This is a genomic window from Blastopirellula marina (assembly GCF_002967715.1).
Classification (GTDB): Bacteria; Planctomycetota; Planctomycetia; order Pirellulales; family Pirellulaceae; genus Bremerella; species Bremerella marina_B.
The window spans coordinates 36,869-55,034 of sequence record NZ_PUIA01000069.1; the positions used below are offsets into that span (position 1 = coordinate 36,869).

Below are 18,166 nucleotides of genomic sequence, written 5' to 3' on the forward strand. Positions count from 1 at the left end.
CGAGAAGAAACCCGCATGCTTCGCACTGCCACCATAGCCCCACTGATTGCCCTTTCCCTCCTGTTTGCCGCTGGTGCAAAGGGAGCAGAGATGGATCTGGTACTCAAGGCCGAACAGGCCCGGATCGCTGCCGTCGCAAAGGCCTCGGCATCCACGATCTCGGTCTTCGCCGGAGCCGCCGGTGGTGGTAGCGGCGTCATCATTAGCGCCGATGGCTATGCCGTCACCAACTTTCACGTGGCTGATCCTGCCGGCAACTTCATGAAATGCAGCATGCCGGAAGATGGGGGCAAGGTCTACGATGCCGTCATCGTCGGCGTCGATCCTGTCGGCGACGTGGCCGTTATCAAAATGCTCGGCCGCGACGACTTCCCAGCGGCCGAAATCGTCGACAGCAACTCCGTTCAGGCAGGCGACTGGTGCTTTGCCGTGGGTAATCCGTTCCTCCTGGCAACCGACCTGCAACCGACCGTTACCTGGGGCATTGTCTCTGGCGTTCACCGCTATCAGTACCCAGCCGGAACGCTGCTGGAATACACCGACTGCTTGCAAACCAATGCCGCCATCAACCCAGGCAACTCAGGCGGCCCCTTGTTCAACGACAAAGGCCAGTTGATCGGCATCAACGGACGTGGCTCGTTCGAGAAACGTGGCCGTGTGAACGTGGGGGTCGGTTACGCAATTTCGATCAACCAGGTCATGAACTTCCTGGGCTACTTGAAAAGCGGCCGAATCATCGACCACGCCACGTTGGGTGCCACTGTTACCACCGACACGGAAGGGCGCGTCGTGGTAACCAATATCTTGAGTTCGTCGGACGCCTACCGACGAGGATTGCGATACGGCGACGAGATCATCAGCTTCGGTAACCGCGAGATCACCACCGTCAACGGCTTCAAAAATATCCTGGGGATTTACCCACGCGGTTGGAGCATCCCGCTTTCGTATCGCCGCGAAGGGAAGCGTTACGACACGGTCGTTCGTCTGGCCGGCGTTCACTCGCGAAGAGAACTGCTCGAGAAAACAGGCAACGCTCCGATTCCTCCCAGCCCGGAAGAAGCTCCTCAGCCAGAAGATGACAAGGACGCCCCAAAGAAAGAAGGGGAAGAGAAACCCAAGAAGCCAATTCCAGTGCCGGGACACCCACAAACCGAAGAAGCCCAACCGCCGGAAGAGTGGAAGCACTTGTTCCAGGAAAAGACCGGCTACGCCAATTACCACTTCAACCAGGAGCACCAGAATCGACTCCGCAAGGCGCTCGATTCCCTGGGTGACTGGTCGAAGACTTCCGACAATTGGGAACTGCAGTACTCGCTGGTCGACAACGACAACGGCGTGATCCACATCGGCCCCATGACCGTCGAAGGGAAGATGGCTGGCGTGAATCACAACATCGAAATCGCCGGCGACCTGACCGAGAAACTCGAGCCAGCCGGCAGCGGTGGCCTCTTCCTGGCCCTTTATACCTGGAAGCGTCTACTCCGCGAGAAGTTCGACACCTTCGGCGAAGTCTATTACCTGGGTACCGCCCCGCGACGCGACTTCGGCGTCCAGTACGATGTTCTGGTCGGCCTGTACGATGCTCTGGAGATCCGAGCTTACTTCGACCAAACCACCGGACAGTTGATGGTTCTGGAGATGTTCCCCGAGACCGACTCTGACCCGTGCGAAATTGAATTCAGCGAATACCGCGAGACCGACGGCTATACGCTTCCGCATCGCATGGTCGTCCGCTATGGCGACGATCCATTCGATATCATCACAGTGAAAAAGTGGTCGGTTAAACCGGCTGGTGAAGGAGCGTAACATGAGCCGCAAGCACTTAACTCTGATGCTTCTGGCGAGCGTCTTTACCCTCTGCCTGCTGATCCCCATGCAAACGGCCAATGCCGAAGCACCCCTTCGTGAAGTGACGCGTGACGTTCAGCGGAAGGTCGTGAAAATCTACGGGGCAGGGGGTCTGCGCGGTCTTGAATCGTACCAGTCAGGCAGCCTCATTTCCGACAAAGGGCATGTCCTTACCGCGTGGAGCTATGTCCTCGACTCGAGCGTGATCACCGTCGTTCTCGACGATGGTCGTCACTTCGTAGCCGAGCTTGCTGCGGCGGATCCTCGCTTTGGCATTGCCTTGCTCAAGATCGACGCCGAGAACCTGCCGTTCTTTAGTCTGGATAAGGGCGTCTCTCCGAAGGTGGGCGACCGCATTCTCTCGTTCAGCAACCTGTTTAGCATTGCTGCCGGAGACGAGCCTGCCAGCGTGCTCAGTGGCTACGTCTCAGCGATTACGCCGCTGGAAGCACGACGCAGTACGTTCCCTTCAGCCTACCAGGGTCCGGTGCTGATCGTTGATGCGATCGTCAACAATCCCGGGGCCGCTGGCGGCGTACTGACCGACCAGGAAGGTAACTTTGCCGGCCTGCTGGGGAAAGAGCTCCGCAGTTCACGCAATGACCTCTGGCTGAACTACGCCATTCCCATCGCACAGCTGCGTGAACCGATCGAAGACCTACTCGCTGGGCGATCGCGACCTGCGGTTGATCCTGAAAAAGAGAAACCCCTCTCACCACTGACATTGACTCACCTAGGGCTGGTACTGGTACCTAATGTGCTGGACAAAACGCCTCCCTATGTCGAGCGAGTCGAACGTGATTCCCTGGCAGAAGCGGCCAAGCTGCAGCCAGATGATTTGATTTTGTATGCTGATGGAACGCTGATTCCTTCCCAGAAGGCACTGATCGAAACGTTTAGCTACAAGGATCGAGACGACATCGTCTCGCTAACGGTGCTGCGCGACGGACAACTGGTTGAACTCACTCTGAACGAACTGAAATAAATGTCGAAGCCGTTATCCATCCTGTCTTGCCTACTGCTGTTGGGCATTGCCTTCACCGCTTCACCGGGACAGGCTCAGCAGTTGAATGTTGCCGAACAACAAGCGATTCAATCCGCCGTTGAACGAGTCGCCGCGAGTGTCGTGCAAATTGAAACGGTCGGTGGCTTGATCGAAGGTGGGGGCCCTATCGAAGGAGCCAGCCGCACCACTGGCACGATCGTCTCGCCAGATGGCTTCATCCTGTCGAGCCTCTACGGCTTCATCCAAGAGCCCTCCGGCATTCTCGTAACGCTACCCAACGGCAAACGCGTCGCCGGCAAGATTATCGCGAAGGATACCCAACGCAATCTGATCCTTTTGAAAGTCGAAACCGACGCCGAACTGGCAGTGCCAGAAGCCGTTGCTCGCGAAGAACTACAGCCTGGCCAGTGGGCGATCGCCCTTGGCAAAACGTTTGCCAAGGATGTGCCTGCGGTGTCAGTTGGTATCGTCAGCGCTACTCATCGCGTGTGGGGCAAGGCGGTTCAAACCGATGCGAAGATCTCCCCGAACAACTATGGTGGTCCCCTCGTCGACATTCAGGGACGCGTGATCGGCATCCTCACGCCACTATCCCCTCAAGACCCCGGTGCGACCGGCGGGTTTGAATGGTACGACTCCGGCATCGGGTTCGCCGTTCCACTGACCGAGATCCAGCGGCGGCTCGATACGCTGAAGGAAGGCCAAGACCTAAAGCCAGGGCTCCTGGGGATCAACCTCAAGGGGAATGACATCGTCGCCGATCCCGCTGAGATCGCCGCCGTGCGGTACAACAGTCCCGCCCAGGCTGTCGGCATTCAAGAGAAAGACATCCTGATCGGAGCCAACGGGCGACCGATCGAGCGTCAGGCACAGCTCAAGCACATCCTGGGGGAAGCCTACGCAGGGGACACGCTCGAATTCAAAGTGAAGCGTGGTGAAGAAGAACTGACGTTTAACGTTACCCTGGCAGACGAGCTCATCCCATACGAGCGTCCCTACCTGGGTATTCTACTCGACCGAAACACCCTCGACTCAGCAGTTGTCAGCCACGTGCTTGACGACTCAGCGGCCAAAACCTCAGGCGTTCAAGTTGGCGACAAGATTATTAAGTACAACGACACAGAAATCGACACACCGCAAACGCTCCGCGAAGCAGTCGCTACGGCGGAACCGGAAGTTGCCCACAAGCTCGTAATCGTGCGCGGCGACGCGGAGCAGCCCCTGGAGGTTACCCCGCAAGGCGTGCCATCCGAATTTCTGGCCAACGTGGCCACGCCCACGGCTCCTGAAGGGGTGGAAGCCCGGGAAGACATTATTACCGGCGACAGTGATTTCCAACTAGCCGAAGAGAAGAACAACGCTCGGCTGTTCGTCCCCGAATCGGCTAAGAAGCTTCCATCGCTGGGTTTGGTCGTTCTGCTGGGAGACGCCGAGTTCAAGCTTGAGAAGCAGTGGGATACGTGGAAGAAATTGGCCGACACGTTTGGTTACGCTGTCCTCGAAATCCAACCGGCCAGCGAGTCGCGTTGGACGCGGCCTGAGATCTCGGTCGTGCGAAAAATGATCGATCGCGTTCGCGACAACTACAACATCGACGCCACACGTACGATTGCCGTGGGTGGCAAGTCAGGCGGGGCAATGGCCTTGCTGCATGGCTTTGAAAACCGCGACGTCCAAACGGGTGCCGTGGCGATCGAAGCAGGCATTCCTCGTGGAACGAACATTCCCGACAACGAACCGCTTGAGCGTCTGGAAATCGTCTTCATGAATCCCGAAGAGTCGGATTCAGCCAAGACAGTTGCCCCACAGATCGAGGCACTGCGGAAGATGAAGTTCGCTGTCATCGAGTCGCAGGTATCGGGTAGCGAGCTATCCGAGGCGGAGATCGAAGCCATTTCCAACTGGCTCAACACGCTCGATCGCATTTGATTCGCTCGCCGTCACGCCCCTTCCTTTGCCGCCAGCCCCGCTTGCCCCTGCGAGGACGATGCTCTCGAAACGCTCGCAAATCGGATTGATCTCGCTAACCACGTTAACCGCCGCAGGTGCTATTTGGCTCTTTGCCGAGGACCAGTCTTATTACGGACCTATCCAGGCTGTGCTTCTGCGCATTGGCTTGGTTCTGGGGGCCATCTGGATTGGCTATCCGCAGATATCGAAGCTGCCAGTCTGGTTGGCCACCATCGGCATTGTTTCTGTGCTGACGGTTCTGCTATTTAAAAAAGCGGCGATCGTTGTGATCCCGCTTTTCATCTTGATCTGGTTGTTGCGGCCGCGGCCGTCGAAGAAACGAAACTCGCCTAACCGAGGATCTTCGTCTTCAAACCGTTAAGCAGTGTGACGGCGTGCCCCACTTCGGCCTTTTGACGCTCAGGCTCTTGGGGAATTTCTCGCTCGATGGTCAGTGCCCCTTCGTAGCCAACTTCCTGCAGGGCACGCAGGTAGGATTCGATGTTAACGTCCCCTTCGCCCAGCGGCACTTCCTGCCCCCATTCCTGACCAGGGTTGGCCGCCCACTTGGCGTCTTTGCAGTGGACGCTTCCCAGGAACTTGCCGACCTTCTTGACCGCTTCGATCGGTTCGCCGGTCCCGTACAGAATCATGTTCGCCGGATCGAAGTTCACCTTCAGGTTCTCACGACCCACGTCACCAATGAATTGCAACAGACCATCGGCCGTTTCCTGTCCCGTTTCCAAGTGCACGCTCTGGCCCATTGCCGCGCAGTGATCGCAAAGTTCCTGGGCCACGGCGACGACCTGTGAGTACTGCGGATCGCTCGTGTCATGAGGGATGAAGCCGATGTGCAAGCCAATGCACTTGCAGCCGAGCAAGTTCGCGAAGTCGGCAATCTCTTTCATTTCGGCCGTGCGAGCAGCACGCGTCTCAGGCGGGACCAGACCAACCGTCTTCTGCGTGGTTGGGATATCGGCGTAGCTTTCGTCTTCGAAACCGCCAAACACGCAAGTCACTTCGATGCCATATTCCTTCAGCTTCGCCAGAACCTTATCGGCACCCTCTTGGTTGCGAGAGGACTGATGGGGAGCGTGAATCTGAATTGTCTTGATACCCAACTCTTGGGCCACATCCAAGTCCACGCCGAGTCCGGCATCAATGCTGGTGAACACACCAATCGCCCACTTTTCCACAGTCATCTCCTTCTAGGCAGGGTTAATAGGAAGCGTTTTAGCGGAATGTAAAGGACGTATCCTGAGATCGCAACCATGCGCTTTGGTATACGTGCAAAAAAAGACCCAGTAATTGAATCACTGGGTCTTTTCTTATTTTTTTACGCTTGAGCGAAGGGAAGGCCCTACGCCAAATCGTTTTCCGGAGTGGCGTCGCTGTGGATGTCGAACCATTCTTCTTTGAATGGAATGTAACCACCTTTGCCTTGGTTCGAGCGTTGGATCGCCAGACGAGCCGTCAGTGCGATCACCGCGTCCCCCATGGCGACTTCCGGGTGACACTTCGGCTTGTTTTCTGGCGCTGGGTTGCGGATGCAGTATGCCCAGTGTTCGATCTCTTCCGTGTAACCACGGCTGACCGGACCTTGGGTCGCTGCGTTGGCAAGCGAAGCTGCTTTCGTCTGACCGCCGCTGGCTTGGGTATCCATGGTTGGGCCGCCAGAATCCTTCTTAACGCTCAGCTTGGTATCAGCCGACACGCCGTTCTTGTAAAGGGCCACGTCCTTTTCGTTGTGCAGAACGAGCGAACCCTTGCTTCCCATCACCACTTCCCCGTAACCACCAAAGCCGTTGCCGTTGATGGAAGAGTAGGTCACCACGACCTTCTTGTGTGGATCGTCCTGGTAGGAAGGAACGCCCTTACCCTTTGGTGGCCAATTGGTGACGTCGTCGTAGTAGCCAACGTCGAAGGCCGGGTCGTAACCGCTGCCTGGGAATTCGAACATGCAGTAGACGTGATCGTCAGCGTCTCGGTCGTAACCAAAGATGTGACGTCCACCGGTGGCATGCACGGCCAACGGGTGAGCCTTCTTCCCATCCTTACGCAGGGCACTGATAAAGATCGATGCCGCGTCCAACTGGTGGCTACCTAGTTCTGCCATCAGACCGCCACCGGTGCGGTCCCACAAACGCCAGCGACAAAGCTCTTCCATTGCCGAAATCGGACGTTCTTCGCCCTGACGATTACGGATAGTGAAGTCTTGGTAACCGTACTTGGTCGGATCGATCTTTTGATCTTCGTTCCAAGCAGCATACTGAGCGTACATGGCCTTGTACTGAGCACGACGGGCCGGATCGGTTTCGGTGTCGGCACGCTTCTTGAAAGCGTCCATACCCTTCTTGATCTGATCTTCCATCTTACCGTTGGCCAGCTTCTCGCCACCGGGGATCGGCTGCTGCCAACTGTCGCCACCTGGCAGATTGCCGCGGTGCCACTGGGCACGGATGTGGTGAATTTCACCCAGCACGCCCCACTGGATCAGATTCACGGCATTGTCATACAGCACGCTGTAATGTCGTTGGTGACCGGTGGCCAGGTAGAGGTCTTTCTCCTCGGCCATACGTCCCATTTCCTTACACTGCATGACCGTGTGGGCCATCAGCTTTTCGGTCAGCACGTGCTTGCCGGCAGCCATCGCGTCCATGGCGACTTGCTTGTGAATGAACAGCGGCAACGCACAGATCACGGCTTCGACGTTCGGATCGGCCAGCAGTTCTTTGTAGTCGGTGTAAACCTTGACGTGCTTCTTAGCTTCGTCTTCGGTCTTCCAGCCGTAAACCGACATCAGCCCCTGACGGGCTTCCAATGCGGCAGGGCTGGAATGATCTCCGTGGAACGCACGATGCACGTTGTAGGGGCGAATGTCAGAGATCGCGACGACGTCAACGTACTCGGGATTGAGAGCTCCGATCAGCACGCTTCCTTCGTCACCGGTACCGATGACACCGATGCGAACAGGATCTTTGACCTTCGAGTAACCAAAGTACATGGCACCCAGGCCAGCACCGGAAACGGCACCTGCAGCGACAACACCCTTCAGGAAGTCACGACGATTCACACCGAGTGCTTCGTTGAAGTTTTCCTTGCCGACGGCGAGCTCTTCTGGTTTCAAATTCATATTTACTCCCCTTTATTGGATGCACCGCGGCTGCAGCACTTGCTAAATGAGTTCCAAAGAATGTAATCCAGCCCAGCGAATCTGCCTGCACCGATCGCGGCGATCAACAGCAGCGCGACAAACTCGACCGACTGATAATAGACATAGGTAAGGTCCGCCCCGTGGGCAAATGGCCACTGAGCGAGCATCACTTGGAGCAAAAATCCGGCAACGCCCAATGCGGCTAACCGTGTAAAGAGCCCCAGGATCAACAAAATACCGCAGACGAAAAGGACCCAGGTCACGATCAAATCGACAGGTCCCTGGTTGGGATTCACCTGCTTCACCCGAGCATCACTCTGCGTAACCGACTGCCCAATTGTATTGAGGTCGTCAATATAGTCGGCCTCGAATTTGGCGATGTCGCCCGTCCATTTGCTCAGGCTCTTGAACAGTTCTTTGTCCTTGTCGGCCAGGCGATCCTCGTAGTGGGCAACCCCCCGGTATCGCTGATCCTGGCGTTTCTCTTCGTAGACCTGAAGCTCATTGAAGTACTTCTCCATGTCTTCAGCGTTCTCATCGAAGTAGTAATCGATTCGGCTACAGTAGCGTTCCCAGGCTTTCTGGAACTGACCGGCAGGCTTTTCACCGAATTTATCGAGCGCCCAGCCGCGGTAACCATCGGCACGGCCTTTGATCTCTTTCTTGTTCAGCCGCTGCGTTCCGTACAGGTCGAAGACCATGCCCCGGAAGTTGTCGGCGAGAGGGCCTTTGGCGTTACGCAGGAAGCCTGCCGACGAAAAGTCGCCGGTTTGAACCTTCTTGGAACCTTCCATAAAGAAATGCCATCCGGTGACGCACCGGAGGACAACTAAAATCACAATGGCAGTCCAGCCAAGTTGGTATTTCGAGGTAGACAGGGAACTAGCTCCTCAAAAGATATGTTCAGGGTGTGCGGATCGTGGAGGGAAGGCACTTTGCAGTAACTACGTGCCGGGGGTTTATGGATATGCATCCAATATTAATTATTGCCAGAAATGGGCACTTCGCCAAGAAGTGGCGTCGCAATTCCCCGAAACTACGCCCCAATCCGCCAATTTAGGCGGTATCGATCACCTTCTTGCTACGCCACTGCCCGGTGAAGAAGCGGGCAAGGTGCGTTAGCGCCAGACAGATCACCCAGGTAGTCATGGCCACCCACAGGCCCTGCACGTGAACCCGGTCCAACCACATGCATGTCACCGCCAACAGCAACAGTACCGACGAAAAGATCAGGCCGACCGTCAGAATGAACCGCACGTCGCCGGCACCTTTTAGGGCACTGACAAAGACCAGATTCACTGCGTCAAATACGCAAAAGAACGCGACAAACCGCAACAGGACAATAGCGAGAACGCGAATCTCTTCGAATTCCGAAGGCTCCATCCCCAGCGCATGGGCCGACAGAAAAAAGTCGGGCAGAAGAAAGTAGGTCAGCCCCATTCCACCAGCGTACACCAACGCGATGCAAAGTCCCGACCAGGTTGCCACGGCGGCTCGGGCCGGGTCGGCATGGCCGATTTCTCGTCCAACCAGCGTGCTGATTGCGATCCCCAGTCCAATTAGTGGAACAAATGTCAGGGCGTTGATATCAACCGCCAGCGTCGACGCGGTCATTGCCGTGATACCCATTCGCCCCATTAAGAAGGTAAAGCCCGTGAAAGTCCCCACCTCTAGCAGCACCTGAAAGCCACTCGCCGAACCATACTGAAAGATTCGCCGCAACAGCCCCGGTTCATCGTTCGACCAATCAAGGAAGCCAAACTGGCCACTCACCGCCGGTCGATACAGCAGAATCAGGTAGGCGACGACCTTAAACCACTGGCTCAGCGACGTTGCGATCGCCGCCCCTGTGATCCCTTCGAGCCACTCGCCGCAAAATCCAAAGATAAACAGGCCATCGAGCACCACATTCATGATGCACGAGCCGATTTCGACAAACATCACGGTCGTCGTCTTGCCGCGCCCCGTGAAAAAGGTCGACATGGCCGCGGATACGACCGATGCCCCCGCACCAAACGTGAGAATCTGGAAATAGCGGACTTCCAACTGCTGAACTTCCGCCGAATGTCCTACCAGCGAGAACGCCCAGGCGGCTAACGGAATCGTCAGAAAATAGGCTGGGATCATCAGCGAACCGAACTGGATCCCTTTACGGACGACCGCTCCGATCTGCCCTGGGCGACCGGCACCGTCGTACTGAGCAACGAACGTATTCAAGTACGATGCCAGGCCGATCGGAAAGCAAAGCAGCGTGAAATGCAGCATTCCCGCAGGCAGGGCAGCGGCCATTGCTTCCGGCGAATACCAGAACAGAAACATCCGGTCGACGAAATTTGTCATCGACCACGAGGCCGTCGAGGCGATCAGCGGCAGTGCGATCCAAAGCAGTTCGCGGATACCGCACGGGCGACTCCACCAATTTTCGTCGTTGCTGATTGTCGCAATCGACTCAGCGTGTTGTGATGGTTCCGCCATGAAATCCCAGGGAGAGGTGGGTAGAAACGAATCGAATTTCTATTATTCGCCAAGGTAACTTCCAGACAATCGCAAACCGGCCAGGTTCGGAATTCAGGCAAGGAAAGTTAACCCAATAGTCTGTATCTGTGAGTTGAATTACGATAGCTCAACGCATTCATTTCGCATCCCCTACTGTTGAGCTATCGCCCATGAAAATTGCGCTTTGCTACCAGACACAACCCGAGTTCGTCGAGGCTATCCAACAAGTGGCCCCCGACGCCGAAGTGATCGATGCGGGGCAAGAGGGCATCGCCGAAGCCATTCTGGATGCCGATATCTTCTGCGGCCACGCCAAAGTCCCCATGCCATGGGCCGAGGTCGTGCAAAAAGGGAAGCTGAAGTGGATCCAGTCGTCGGCCGCCGGCATGGACCATTGCCTGGTGCCGGAGGTGATTGCCTCGGATATTATCGTTTCGAGTGCCTCGGGGCTGTTTGCCAATCAGGTCGCAGAGCAAACTTGTTCCCTCTTATTGGGCCTGATTCGCAGTTTACCGGTTTTCTTTCGGGCGCAAACGGTAAAAGATTATACAAGAAGACCTACCCATGACCTGCACGGCAAAACGGTTGGCATCGTGGGACTGGGGGGAAATGGACGTCGAATTGCGGAAATCATGTCGGCGTTCCGAACCCGCATCCTGGCGACAGACCTCTTTCCTTATGATTGCCCACCTCATGTCGAACAGTTGTGGCCGGCCGATCGACTGGACGACCTGCTCGCCCAGTCGGACGTGGTGATCCTCACATTGCCCCTCAATGCGAGCACGTACCACATCATCGACGAAGGCCGCTTCGCCGCGATGAAGCAGGATGCCTGGTTCATCAACGTGGCCCGCGGTCAGGTTGTAAAAGAGTCGGCCTTGGTCGAGGCACTTCAGAGCAAGAAGCTGTTGGGGGCTGGCGTCGACGTGGCTGAGATCGAACCCTTGCCGGCCGAGAGTCCACTATGGACCATGGAGAATGTAATCATTTCCCCACATGTTGGGGCCCAAGGAGCCACACGCAACGCCGACGCAACACAGCTGTTCTGCACGAATCTGCGGCGGTATTTAAATGGCGAACCTCCCATCAATTTGGTTGATAAGCAGCTCGGTTTCCCGGTACGTAAACCGACAACGTAGCGGCACAATCCAGTACAATCAGCCTTTACATACCAATAAGATGGAAGATATTACCACTGACTAGAAAATTCAGTTTTTGCGGGAAAGAATCTTTACCCACAGATTCCCTCCCTCCTATCATGCACAAGGAAATCCTGCGTTTTGAACCCCGATGACGCCGACAGGAAGTCGCCACTCATGCTAACGACAACGCAACAAAACCTTCAGCCGACTCTTTCCTTGGATGGCGATGCCACCGAGCGGAAGTGCCCCATCGAGTTGATGCAGCGTTACGAATCGCTTATTTCGGCTAGAAGATCGAGTTGGACCGAACACTACGCACTGCGCCGGCTGCTCGGCTCTGGCGGACAAGGTTTGGTGTTTCTGACTGAGCGACGCGGTGCCAATGGCTTTACGCTTCCCTTGGCCATCAAGATCTTTTCACCTGAGCGTTTCGATAGTGCCACGCACTACAACGAAGCGATGGCCCGAAGTGCGCGAGTTGCTTCCCGCGTTGCCCAGATTCAGCAGCACAACCTGCTAGAGATCCACAATTTCCTCGATTCCAGCACGATCCGCGTGATGGTGATGGAATGGGTCGACGGATACGACTTGCAGAAGCTTTCGACACCTGGCATGGTCGAACGGATCCGTCCTCAGGTGACCGACCAGCGATGGGATTACATCAACCAGGTCGTGGTCACCAAGGGTCCGCAGCAGCCTCGCTTCAAGCCCGGTGTCGCCGTGGCGATCGCTCGCGACTGCCTGGCAGCGCTTGCGGCGCTCCATCGCGATGGAGTCGTTCATGCGGATGTGAAGCCGTCGAACATTATGCTCAAGCGAACCGGTACGGCCAAGCTGATCGATATTGGTTCCGCCTTCGAGATCGACAACGCCCCCGATACACGGACGTGCACGCCAGCGTACGCGGCACCGGAAGTGTTGGAAGGAGAGGAAGCTACGCCGCGCAGCGACCTGGCCAGCCTGGGCTATGTCTTGATCGAGATGCTCTCGGGAAGGTCCCTCTTCGGGCACATCAAGAATTTCCGAGAACTGCTCGAGACGAAGCGATTCCTCGCACAGCGACTGCTGGAGATCCTTCCCGACGAAGTGACCTGCAACGAGTTGCTGATGAACTTCTGTCGACGCTTGATTGCCCCTGATCCATCGCGCCGCTTCCCTTCTGCGGAAGACGCCGACCTGCGATCAGGCGGAGCAGCTTCGTTCCATCGCCAATTGGTCAAAGGAGACCTGGCGGTCGAATACGACAACGAGATCCGCCTGTGGATCGAAGAGCTTCAGCAAACAGAAGAAGATCTGTCGTAACTCTCGGACTCTTCGAAGAGATCGGCTAAAAGCTAACACGGCGGTTCTCGGCAATGCTTTGCCGAGCCGCCTGGATCACGCGGGTTGACTCGCGGAATTCGGTCAAGCAGTCGAAATGGTTATTGCCGTTTTCCAGCAAGCGGTGGAAAGCCGAGAACAGGCGTTCTCCCACCGGGCGTTCTCCTTCCAGCGATTCCATATGACGTCCTGCGCCGTTGAACCAGATCAACGTGTTGGGCAGGTCGATAAATGCGATACCATTCTCGCAACATACCTGCATCGCAGCCGGCGGGCGAAACGAAACGGCTTCCGGCCAGTCATTACGCAGGTATGTGCCCGCACTAATCTGGGCGACGACACGCTGACTCGGATCTTCCTTCGACTGGAAATCGACGCTCAGCATCTGATATTCCATATCGCTGGGATCATCGGCCCGTGGATAACTGACACTCATCAGCGACTCCGGCTTGCCGTCGACAATGTATCGGCACCAGTCGAAGATCTCGGCCAGGAAACGCTGAATGATGAGCCATCGCGGGCTGTTGGCACCTTGGGCCGGCGTGATTCGGTGGTGACAGAAAATCAGCTTGGGGCGTCCCAGCTGCGTCGCGATCAATTCCTTCAGTCGAATCGTGGCCGGGGCAAATCGCCGCGGGAATTCGATCATGAAAGGAACCTTGGTCGACTCCACAAGTCGTACCACTTCGCTCTGGGCCTGGGAATCGAGTTCAAGGGCCGTATTCAAATAAACGGCTTTTCCTGCAGCACAGGCCGATTGAAGCGGCAATAAGCCAGACCACTGTTGATCGAGCAGAAAAACCGCATCAATATGCTCAGCGGAAATCGCTCGGCGGAAACCATACGGGGAGAGCGCATTGAACTGCGACGCAGCATTCTTAGCCCGTAAGGCCACCTCATCGCAGATGAATTCGACCTTATAGCGATCTTGGAGAGAGTGAAGGGCAGGGCGGTGACGCGATTCCCAATCGCTTCCTAATCCGACCACGCCAATATGTAACACCATACAGGGATACGTCCTTGAAATCGTCCAGGCATTTGCCCCGGCAGGTTCGCCGTAACTATTGGCTATTGAAGCATTTCTGCTAGCACAACTCTAGTCGGAATTGCAATTTCTTTTCCGTACTTCCAACCTGCGGTCTACAAGCAACTTGTTGCGCTTACCCGAAAAGTCTTTGGGAAGTTCTCATCTTGGACACTTGCCATCGACTTCTGAATCGTTAAACTTGGCCCAAACCTCAGGACCGGTCACCGCACAAGACCCATTGTGCTGCGTTGGGTGGTCAACCAAACGAGTTCATCTCGTTACCACCGTGTCGCACTGAGTTGCGACTTTACCGCAAAACCGACTGGATCCAAAACGACAACCACACCCCACCCAAGTTTTCTGGACTACGTGGTCTGTTTGTTCACCTGTGACCCAAGGTGCAGGCCCAATTCAAGCTAACGGGCAGAATTAAGTAAGGAACGAATTTTATGCTCGGTATTACCATGGCCATTCTGTTGCAAGTTTCCGCAGTTGGCGACACGACGGTCGATTACAACTCGGCATTCAAAGACGCCTCGGAAACTGGCAAGCCGATGCTTGTCCTCGTCGGCACAGATTGGTGTCCAGCATGCGTGACGATGAAGCAATCGATCATCCCACGCCTTAAACGTGCTGGCCGTTTGAGCGGTGTCGTCTACACAGAAGTCGATGCCGACGCCCAACCTCGCATCGCCCACCGCATCATGTCGGGTGGAGGCTACCCGCAATTGGCTCTTTACCGCAAGACGAAAGACGGCTGGCGTCGTCAAATTCTGGTTGGCGTTCAATCCGAATCTACCATCCAGACGCTGGTAGACCGTGCTGTTGCCGCCCAAGAATCGGAAGCCGACAAGCTCGAAGTTCTGCCGATCTCGCAGTAGTCTCTGCGGTACGCTTTCCCACCGAAAGCAATTCAACAAGCGCATTCCTGTTGGGATAGCCAGCCCGCACTGGCTCATCCCGGCAGTTGCCTATGCACAATGCAATAAGCCAGAAGTCCTTCGACTCCTGGCTTATTTTATGCCCCAGCTATAGCGCCGTGCGATTTCCGATTTTTTGCCAATCGGTTTCTTACAGTTTCAAGAAGCACATGCTGACCGATAGGAGTCGGTCGTCGAGCATGATGGCTTCCGAGTTTTCGTGTTCGAAGGTCGCGCTCACGAATTCAAGACCGCGAGCGAACGCCATCTGGTAGCCTTCACCCACGATCACCGAAGGAACGGTAATCCCCTGGAACGAGAACGAAGTCTTCGCCAGGTTCGATTTGATGCCGCCGCAAATCATGTTCGTGACTTCGCCGGCTCCATCGACAACCTGGCTGGTGAGTTTGCCAAACTCTTCTTGTAGCAACCCTTCGACGACGTTGATCGCCAGCATCTCCGACATGTTCACCGTGATGAAACCGGAAACGCGTCCGTGAACACCAATGATGCCCGTCACCAGGCCGTTCTCTCGGAGCGGCACTCGAGCCACGCCCACGCAGCGTGCGGTCGTACCGCACATGGTAAGTGCCTTTTCCACAGAAGTAACCACAGCTTCCGCGAGAACCGAGTTGGTTCCGGCCAGGCTCGACGTGTTTTCGATAACGGTTGACATGTTTGCCCCACCTACTGGTATTCAGTGAATGATTTGTCGGCGTCAGTTTGCCACGTAAGTATGGGACAACTTTGCCAACAAATTCTGACAGGGGGCAAGATGGCGAATCTTGATCGCGTTCAATGCCAGGCGGGAACGGCATAACCGTTACAAACCGCACGGAATCTCGATGCCTGACCAGGCAATTATGCTTCTGCTGGGGGCTGAATATGATATCGGCGAATCTTCCGATCGAGCGTCGATCGTTCAATTCCCAGAATTCCCGCCGTCCGGCTCTTATTCCAGCCGGTCGCCCGCAGCGTGGCGTTGATATGACGCTTTTCGAGGTCGGCCAGCGAAAGAGGCTCGTAGCCGCTCTTGGTGGCGTTCAGTTCGGCCGTATCGCCACTGGCTGTCAGATTTGAAAGGGCGAGGTCCTCGGAACTGATTCGTTCCGATTGAGCCAACACAACCGATCGTTCAATCACGTTCTTCAGTTCGCGTACGTTCCCTGGCCAGCGATACTTCTGCAAGTCGTCGATCGCCGACTGGGTGAAGCCGAGGATCTTTCGCCCCGTCTCCGCGTTGAATTTCTGCACGAAATACGACGCTAGTTCCAGGATGTCTTCAGGCCGCTTACGGAGCGGGGGGACGTTTACTTCCACCACTCGCAATCGGAAGAACAAGTCGCGGCGGAATCGGCCGCGTTCGACTTCCTTCTCCAGGTCTCGGTTGGTGGCGGCGATCACGCGTACATCGACCTGTACCGCTTCGTTACCACCGACACGCTCGAACGGATGTCCTTCAAGTACGCGGAGAAACTTGGCTTGAATCGCTTCGCTCATTTCGCCGATTTCGTCGAGCATGAGCGTCCCGCGGTGGGCGGCTTCAAACTTACCGACCTTGCGATCGGTGGCCCCGGTGAACGCACCTTTCTCGTGACCGAACAGCTCGCTCTCCAGCAGAGACTCGCTCAGGGCGGCACAGTTCAAACAAACGAACGGGCCTTTCTTACGTGTGCTGGCAAAGTGAACAGCCCGGGCAACCAGTTCCTTACCGACACCACTTTCGCCGGTAATCAAAATGGTCGCACGGCTCGGGGCGACGCGGGCAACCTGCTTCTGGACGTCGAGAATCAGCGGGCTGCTACCGACGATATTACTTTCTGCTCCGAGACGTTGACGCAGTTCGTCGATTTCGACCATCGACTGCGAGATGGTTTCAGTCAGTTCCTGTTGACGTTCAAGATTCTTCAAAGCCAACGCGACATTTTCGGCCACGGCCAGCGTGAACTCGAGATCTTCCGGGTCGGGAATCCTTCCGGTATCGGTCGAGTAAAGATGAATCAGGCCGATCACTTTGCCGTTCTGTCGGATGGGAGCAGCCAACACGCTGGTCGCGTGAATATCCCCCTTACTGTCACGGCTACCAAAGCGGCTGTCGTCGGTCACGTTGCGAGCCAGCACGGCTTCTCCTTCGCGGAGCACCGTGTTGGCCAGGAACCGCGAGATGCGGTGATAGACCGGCAGTTTGTCGGTACGCGAGCTGATCAGTTCCAAGTCTTTTTCGGTCGCAGGTCCCTTGAACGTGCGAGGAATCAACAGCACGGCCCCCGAGTCGACTTGCGTGCTTTCAAACAGACCTTCCAGGGCCAGGTTCGCCACCGCGATCACATCGGCCTGTTGAGCGAGTTCAAACGCCAACTGACACAAACGAGCTGCTGCCCGACCGACACGTGGGACAACGGTGCTCTCATTTGGGTCTTGAATTTCCGGCTTCAGAAAACGGGTCTGTTGCCGACGATGCGTGATGTTCGTCGGCTCGGCGATGTCGAGCACATGCTCGCTGTCGTAGCCGACAACCGTTTGATCAACTTCAGCGTTCGAGTCGAACAGGTGATTACTGCTGGAAGAACCATCGGGAAACGCGGTGGACAGATCGTTCACAAACGCCAACTGCGTATTGGCGACGCGAATGATGTTGCCCGGGGTCAGCGCCTGGTCCCCACGGATAGGGGAGTCTTCCACGGTTGTTCCATTCCGCGAGTCGAGATCGCGGATGGTCCAGACACCTTGCGAGAGAAAAATTTCAGCATGATAACGGCTACAGCGATCATCCTTGATGACAATCTGATTGGTCGGCGCACGACCGATCGTGACATTTTGCCCTTCAACGAGCCGAAAAACGTCCGTCCACTTCGACCCTTCACGAATAATCAAATACGCGATCATTCTGTTTTTTTTGCTGACCTTGCTAACCAGGACTCGCCACCTGCGAGTAACCAAACGCTCTGCAATGAATGTATCGTAATAATACACTTATACGCACGAGTTTGTTCGAGGCAAAATGGCTGGTGGTCAATTTTGCGCCAGTTAAGTGCGAATGTCCCCAGAGGTTGGTGTTTCCTTTCTATAGGAGAACTAGGTAGAATAGGCAGGCACCCCTGGGGGTTAACAATCCCCAAAAAACGCACAGCCGGACCTTGAAGATTCGGAAAATGGGATTTCAACCGAATCCTTGCAACCGATTTCAGGCCGAACTATTGTAGATTGAATGGAAATCCCAACTTGCGCGGATTTTCTCACCTTGTCGGACTAGCCGATGTGGGCAAATTTGGCCTGCACGGGATCATCATCCTTTCACAGACC

At 55.9% G+C, this 18,166-nt stretch carries 14 protein-coding genes; 7 read left to right on the top strand and 7 right to left on the bottom strand.

The annotated features are described in order from the left end of the window. Positions 1-15: 15 nt before the first annotated feature. Genes C5Y96_RS20625 through C5Y96_RS20640 form a run of 4 tightly spaced genes read left to right on the top strand, consistent with a single transcriptional unit; the run spans position 16 to position 5,186 of the window. Entirely contained in the window at positions 16-1,806 is a 1,791-nt protein-coding gene (locus tag C5Y96_RS20625) for a S1C family serine protease (RefSeq protein WP_105357330.1), read from the top strand. A 1-nt stretch (position 1,807) separates the two neighbouring features. After that, entirely contained in the window at positions 1,808-2,833 is a 1,026-nt protein-coding gene (locus tag C5Y96_RS20630; protein WP_105357333.1) for a S1C family serine protease, read from the top strand. Then, complete coding sequence (locus C5Y96_RS20635; RefSeq protein WP_105357336.1) at positions 2,834-4,783, top strand: PDZ domain-containing protein; 1,950 nt, start codon at positions 2,834-2,836, stop codon at positions 4,781-4,783. A gap of 58 nt (positions 4,784-4,841) precedes the next feature. Beyond that, on the top strand, positions 4,842-5,186 hold the full coding sequence (locus tag C5Y96_RS20640; protein ID WP_105357338.1) for a hypothetical protein: 345 nt from the start codon (positions 4,842-4,844) through the stop codon (positions 5,184-5,186). Here the strand turns inward: C5Y96_RS20640 and C5Y96_RS20645 are convergent. From C5Y96_RS20645 to C5Y96_RS20660, 4 genes are all read right to left on the bottom strand, one after another. Continuing rightward, positions 5,155-6,000 (bottom strand): sugar phosphate isomerase/epimerase family protein, encoded by an 846-nt coding sequence (locus C5Y96_RS20645; RefSeq protein WP_105357340.1) that lies wholly within the window; start codon positions 5,998-6,000, stop codon positions 5,155-5,157. The genes C5Y96_RS20640 and C5Y96_RS20645 overlap by 32 nt on opposite strands. 164 nt (positions 6,001-6,164) lie before the next feature. After that, complete coding sequence (locus C5Y96_RS20650) at positions 6,165-7,937, bottom strand: Gfo/Idh/MocA family oxidoreductase (protein WP_105357342.1); 1,773 nt, start codon at positions 7,935-7,937, stop codon at positions 6,165-6,167. Positions 7,938-7,939: 2 nt separating this feature from the next. Continuing rightward, entirely contained in the window at positions 7,940-8,752 is an 813-nt protein-coding gene (locus C5Y96_RS20655) for a DoxX family protein (RefSeq protein ID WP_105357344.1), read from the bottom strand. A 262-nt stretch (positions 8,753-9,014) separates the two neighbouring features. After that, positions 9,015-10,433, bottom strand: coding sequence for an MATE family efflux transporter (locus tag C5Y96_RS20660; RefSeq protein WP_105357346.1), 1,419 nt, complete (start codon positions 10,431-10,433; stop codon positions 9,015-9,017). 191 nt (positions 10,434-10,624) lie between these two features. On the opposite strand from C5Y96_RS20660, the gene C5Y96_RS20665 reads away from it, so the two are divergent. Together C5Y96_RS20665 and C5Y96_RS20670 are read left to right on the top strand one after the other, a co-directional pair. Further along, complete coding sequence (locus tag C5Y96_RS20665; protein ID WP_105357348.1) at positions 10,625-11,593, top strand: D-2-hydroxyacid dehydrogenase; 969 nt, start codon at positions 10,625-10,627, stop codon at positions 11,591-11,593. Between the two features lie 177 nt (positions 11,594-11,770). Next, positions 11,771-12,898, top strand: a complete 1,128-nt coding sequence (locus tag C5Y96_RS20670; RefSeq protein ID WP_105357350.1) for a serine/threonine-protein kinase — start codon at positions 11,771-11,773, stop codon at positions 12,896-12,898. A gap of 25 nt (positions 12,899-12,923) precedes the next feature. On the opposite strand, the gene C5Y96_RS20675 is transcribed toward C5Y96_RS20670, so the two are convergent. Then, positions 12,924-13,922 carry a Gfo/Idh/MocA family protein gene (locus C5Y96_RS20675; protein ID WP_105357353.1) on the bottom strand — a complete coding sequence of 333 codons (999 nt, stop codon included), beginning with the start codon at positions 13,920-13,922 and terminating at the stop codon, positions 12,924-12,926. Positions 13,923-14,392: 470 nt separating this feature from the next. On the opposite strand from C5Y96_RS20675, the gene C5Y96_RS20680 reads away from it, so the two are divergent. Continuing rightward, positions 14,393-14,824 (top strand): thioredoxin family protein, encoded by a 432-nt coding sequence (locus tag C5Y96_RS20680; RefSeq protein ID WP_105357355.1) that lies wholly within the window; start codon positions 14,393-14,395, stop codon positions 14,822-14,824. Between the two features lie 190 nt (positions 14,825-15,014). On the opposite strand, the gene C5Y96_RS20685 is transcribed toward C5Y96_RS20680, so the two are convergent. Continuing rightward, on the bottom strand, positions 15,015-15,539 hold the full coding sequence (locus tag C5Y96_RS20685) for a chemotaxis protein CheX (protein ID WP_105357357.1): 525 nt from the start codon (positions 15,537-15,539) through the stop codon (positions 15,015-15,017). A 185-nt stretch (positions 15,540-15,724) separates the two neighbouring features. After that, a complete protein-coding gene (locus C5Y96_RS20690; protein ID WP_105357359.1) occupies positions 15,725-17,749 on the bottom strand; it encodes a sigma 54-interacting transcriptional regulator in 2,025 nt (674 codons plus the stop codon). Positions 17,750-18,166 lie beyond the last annotated feature (417 nt).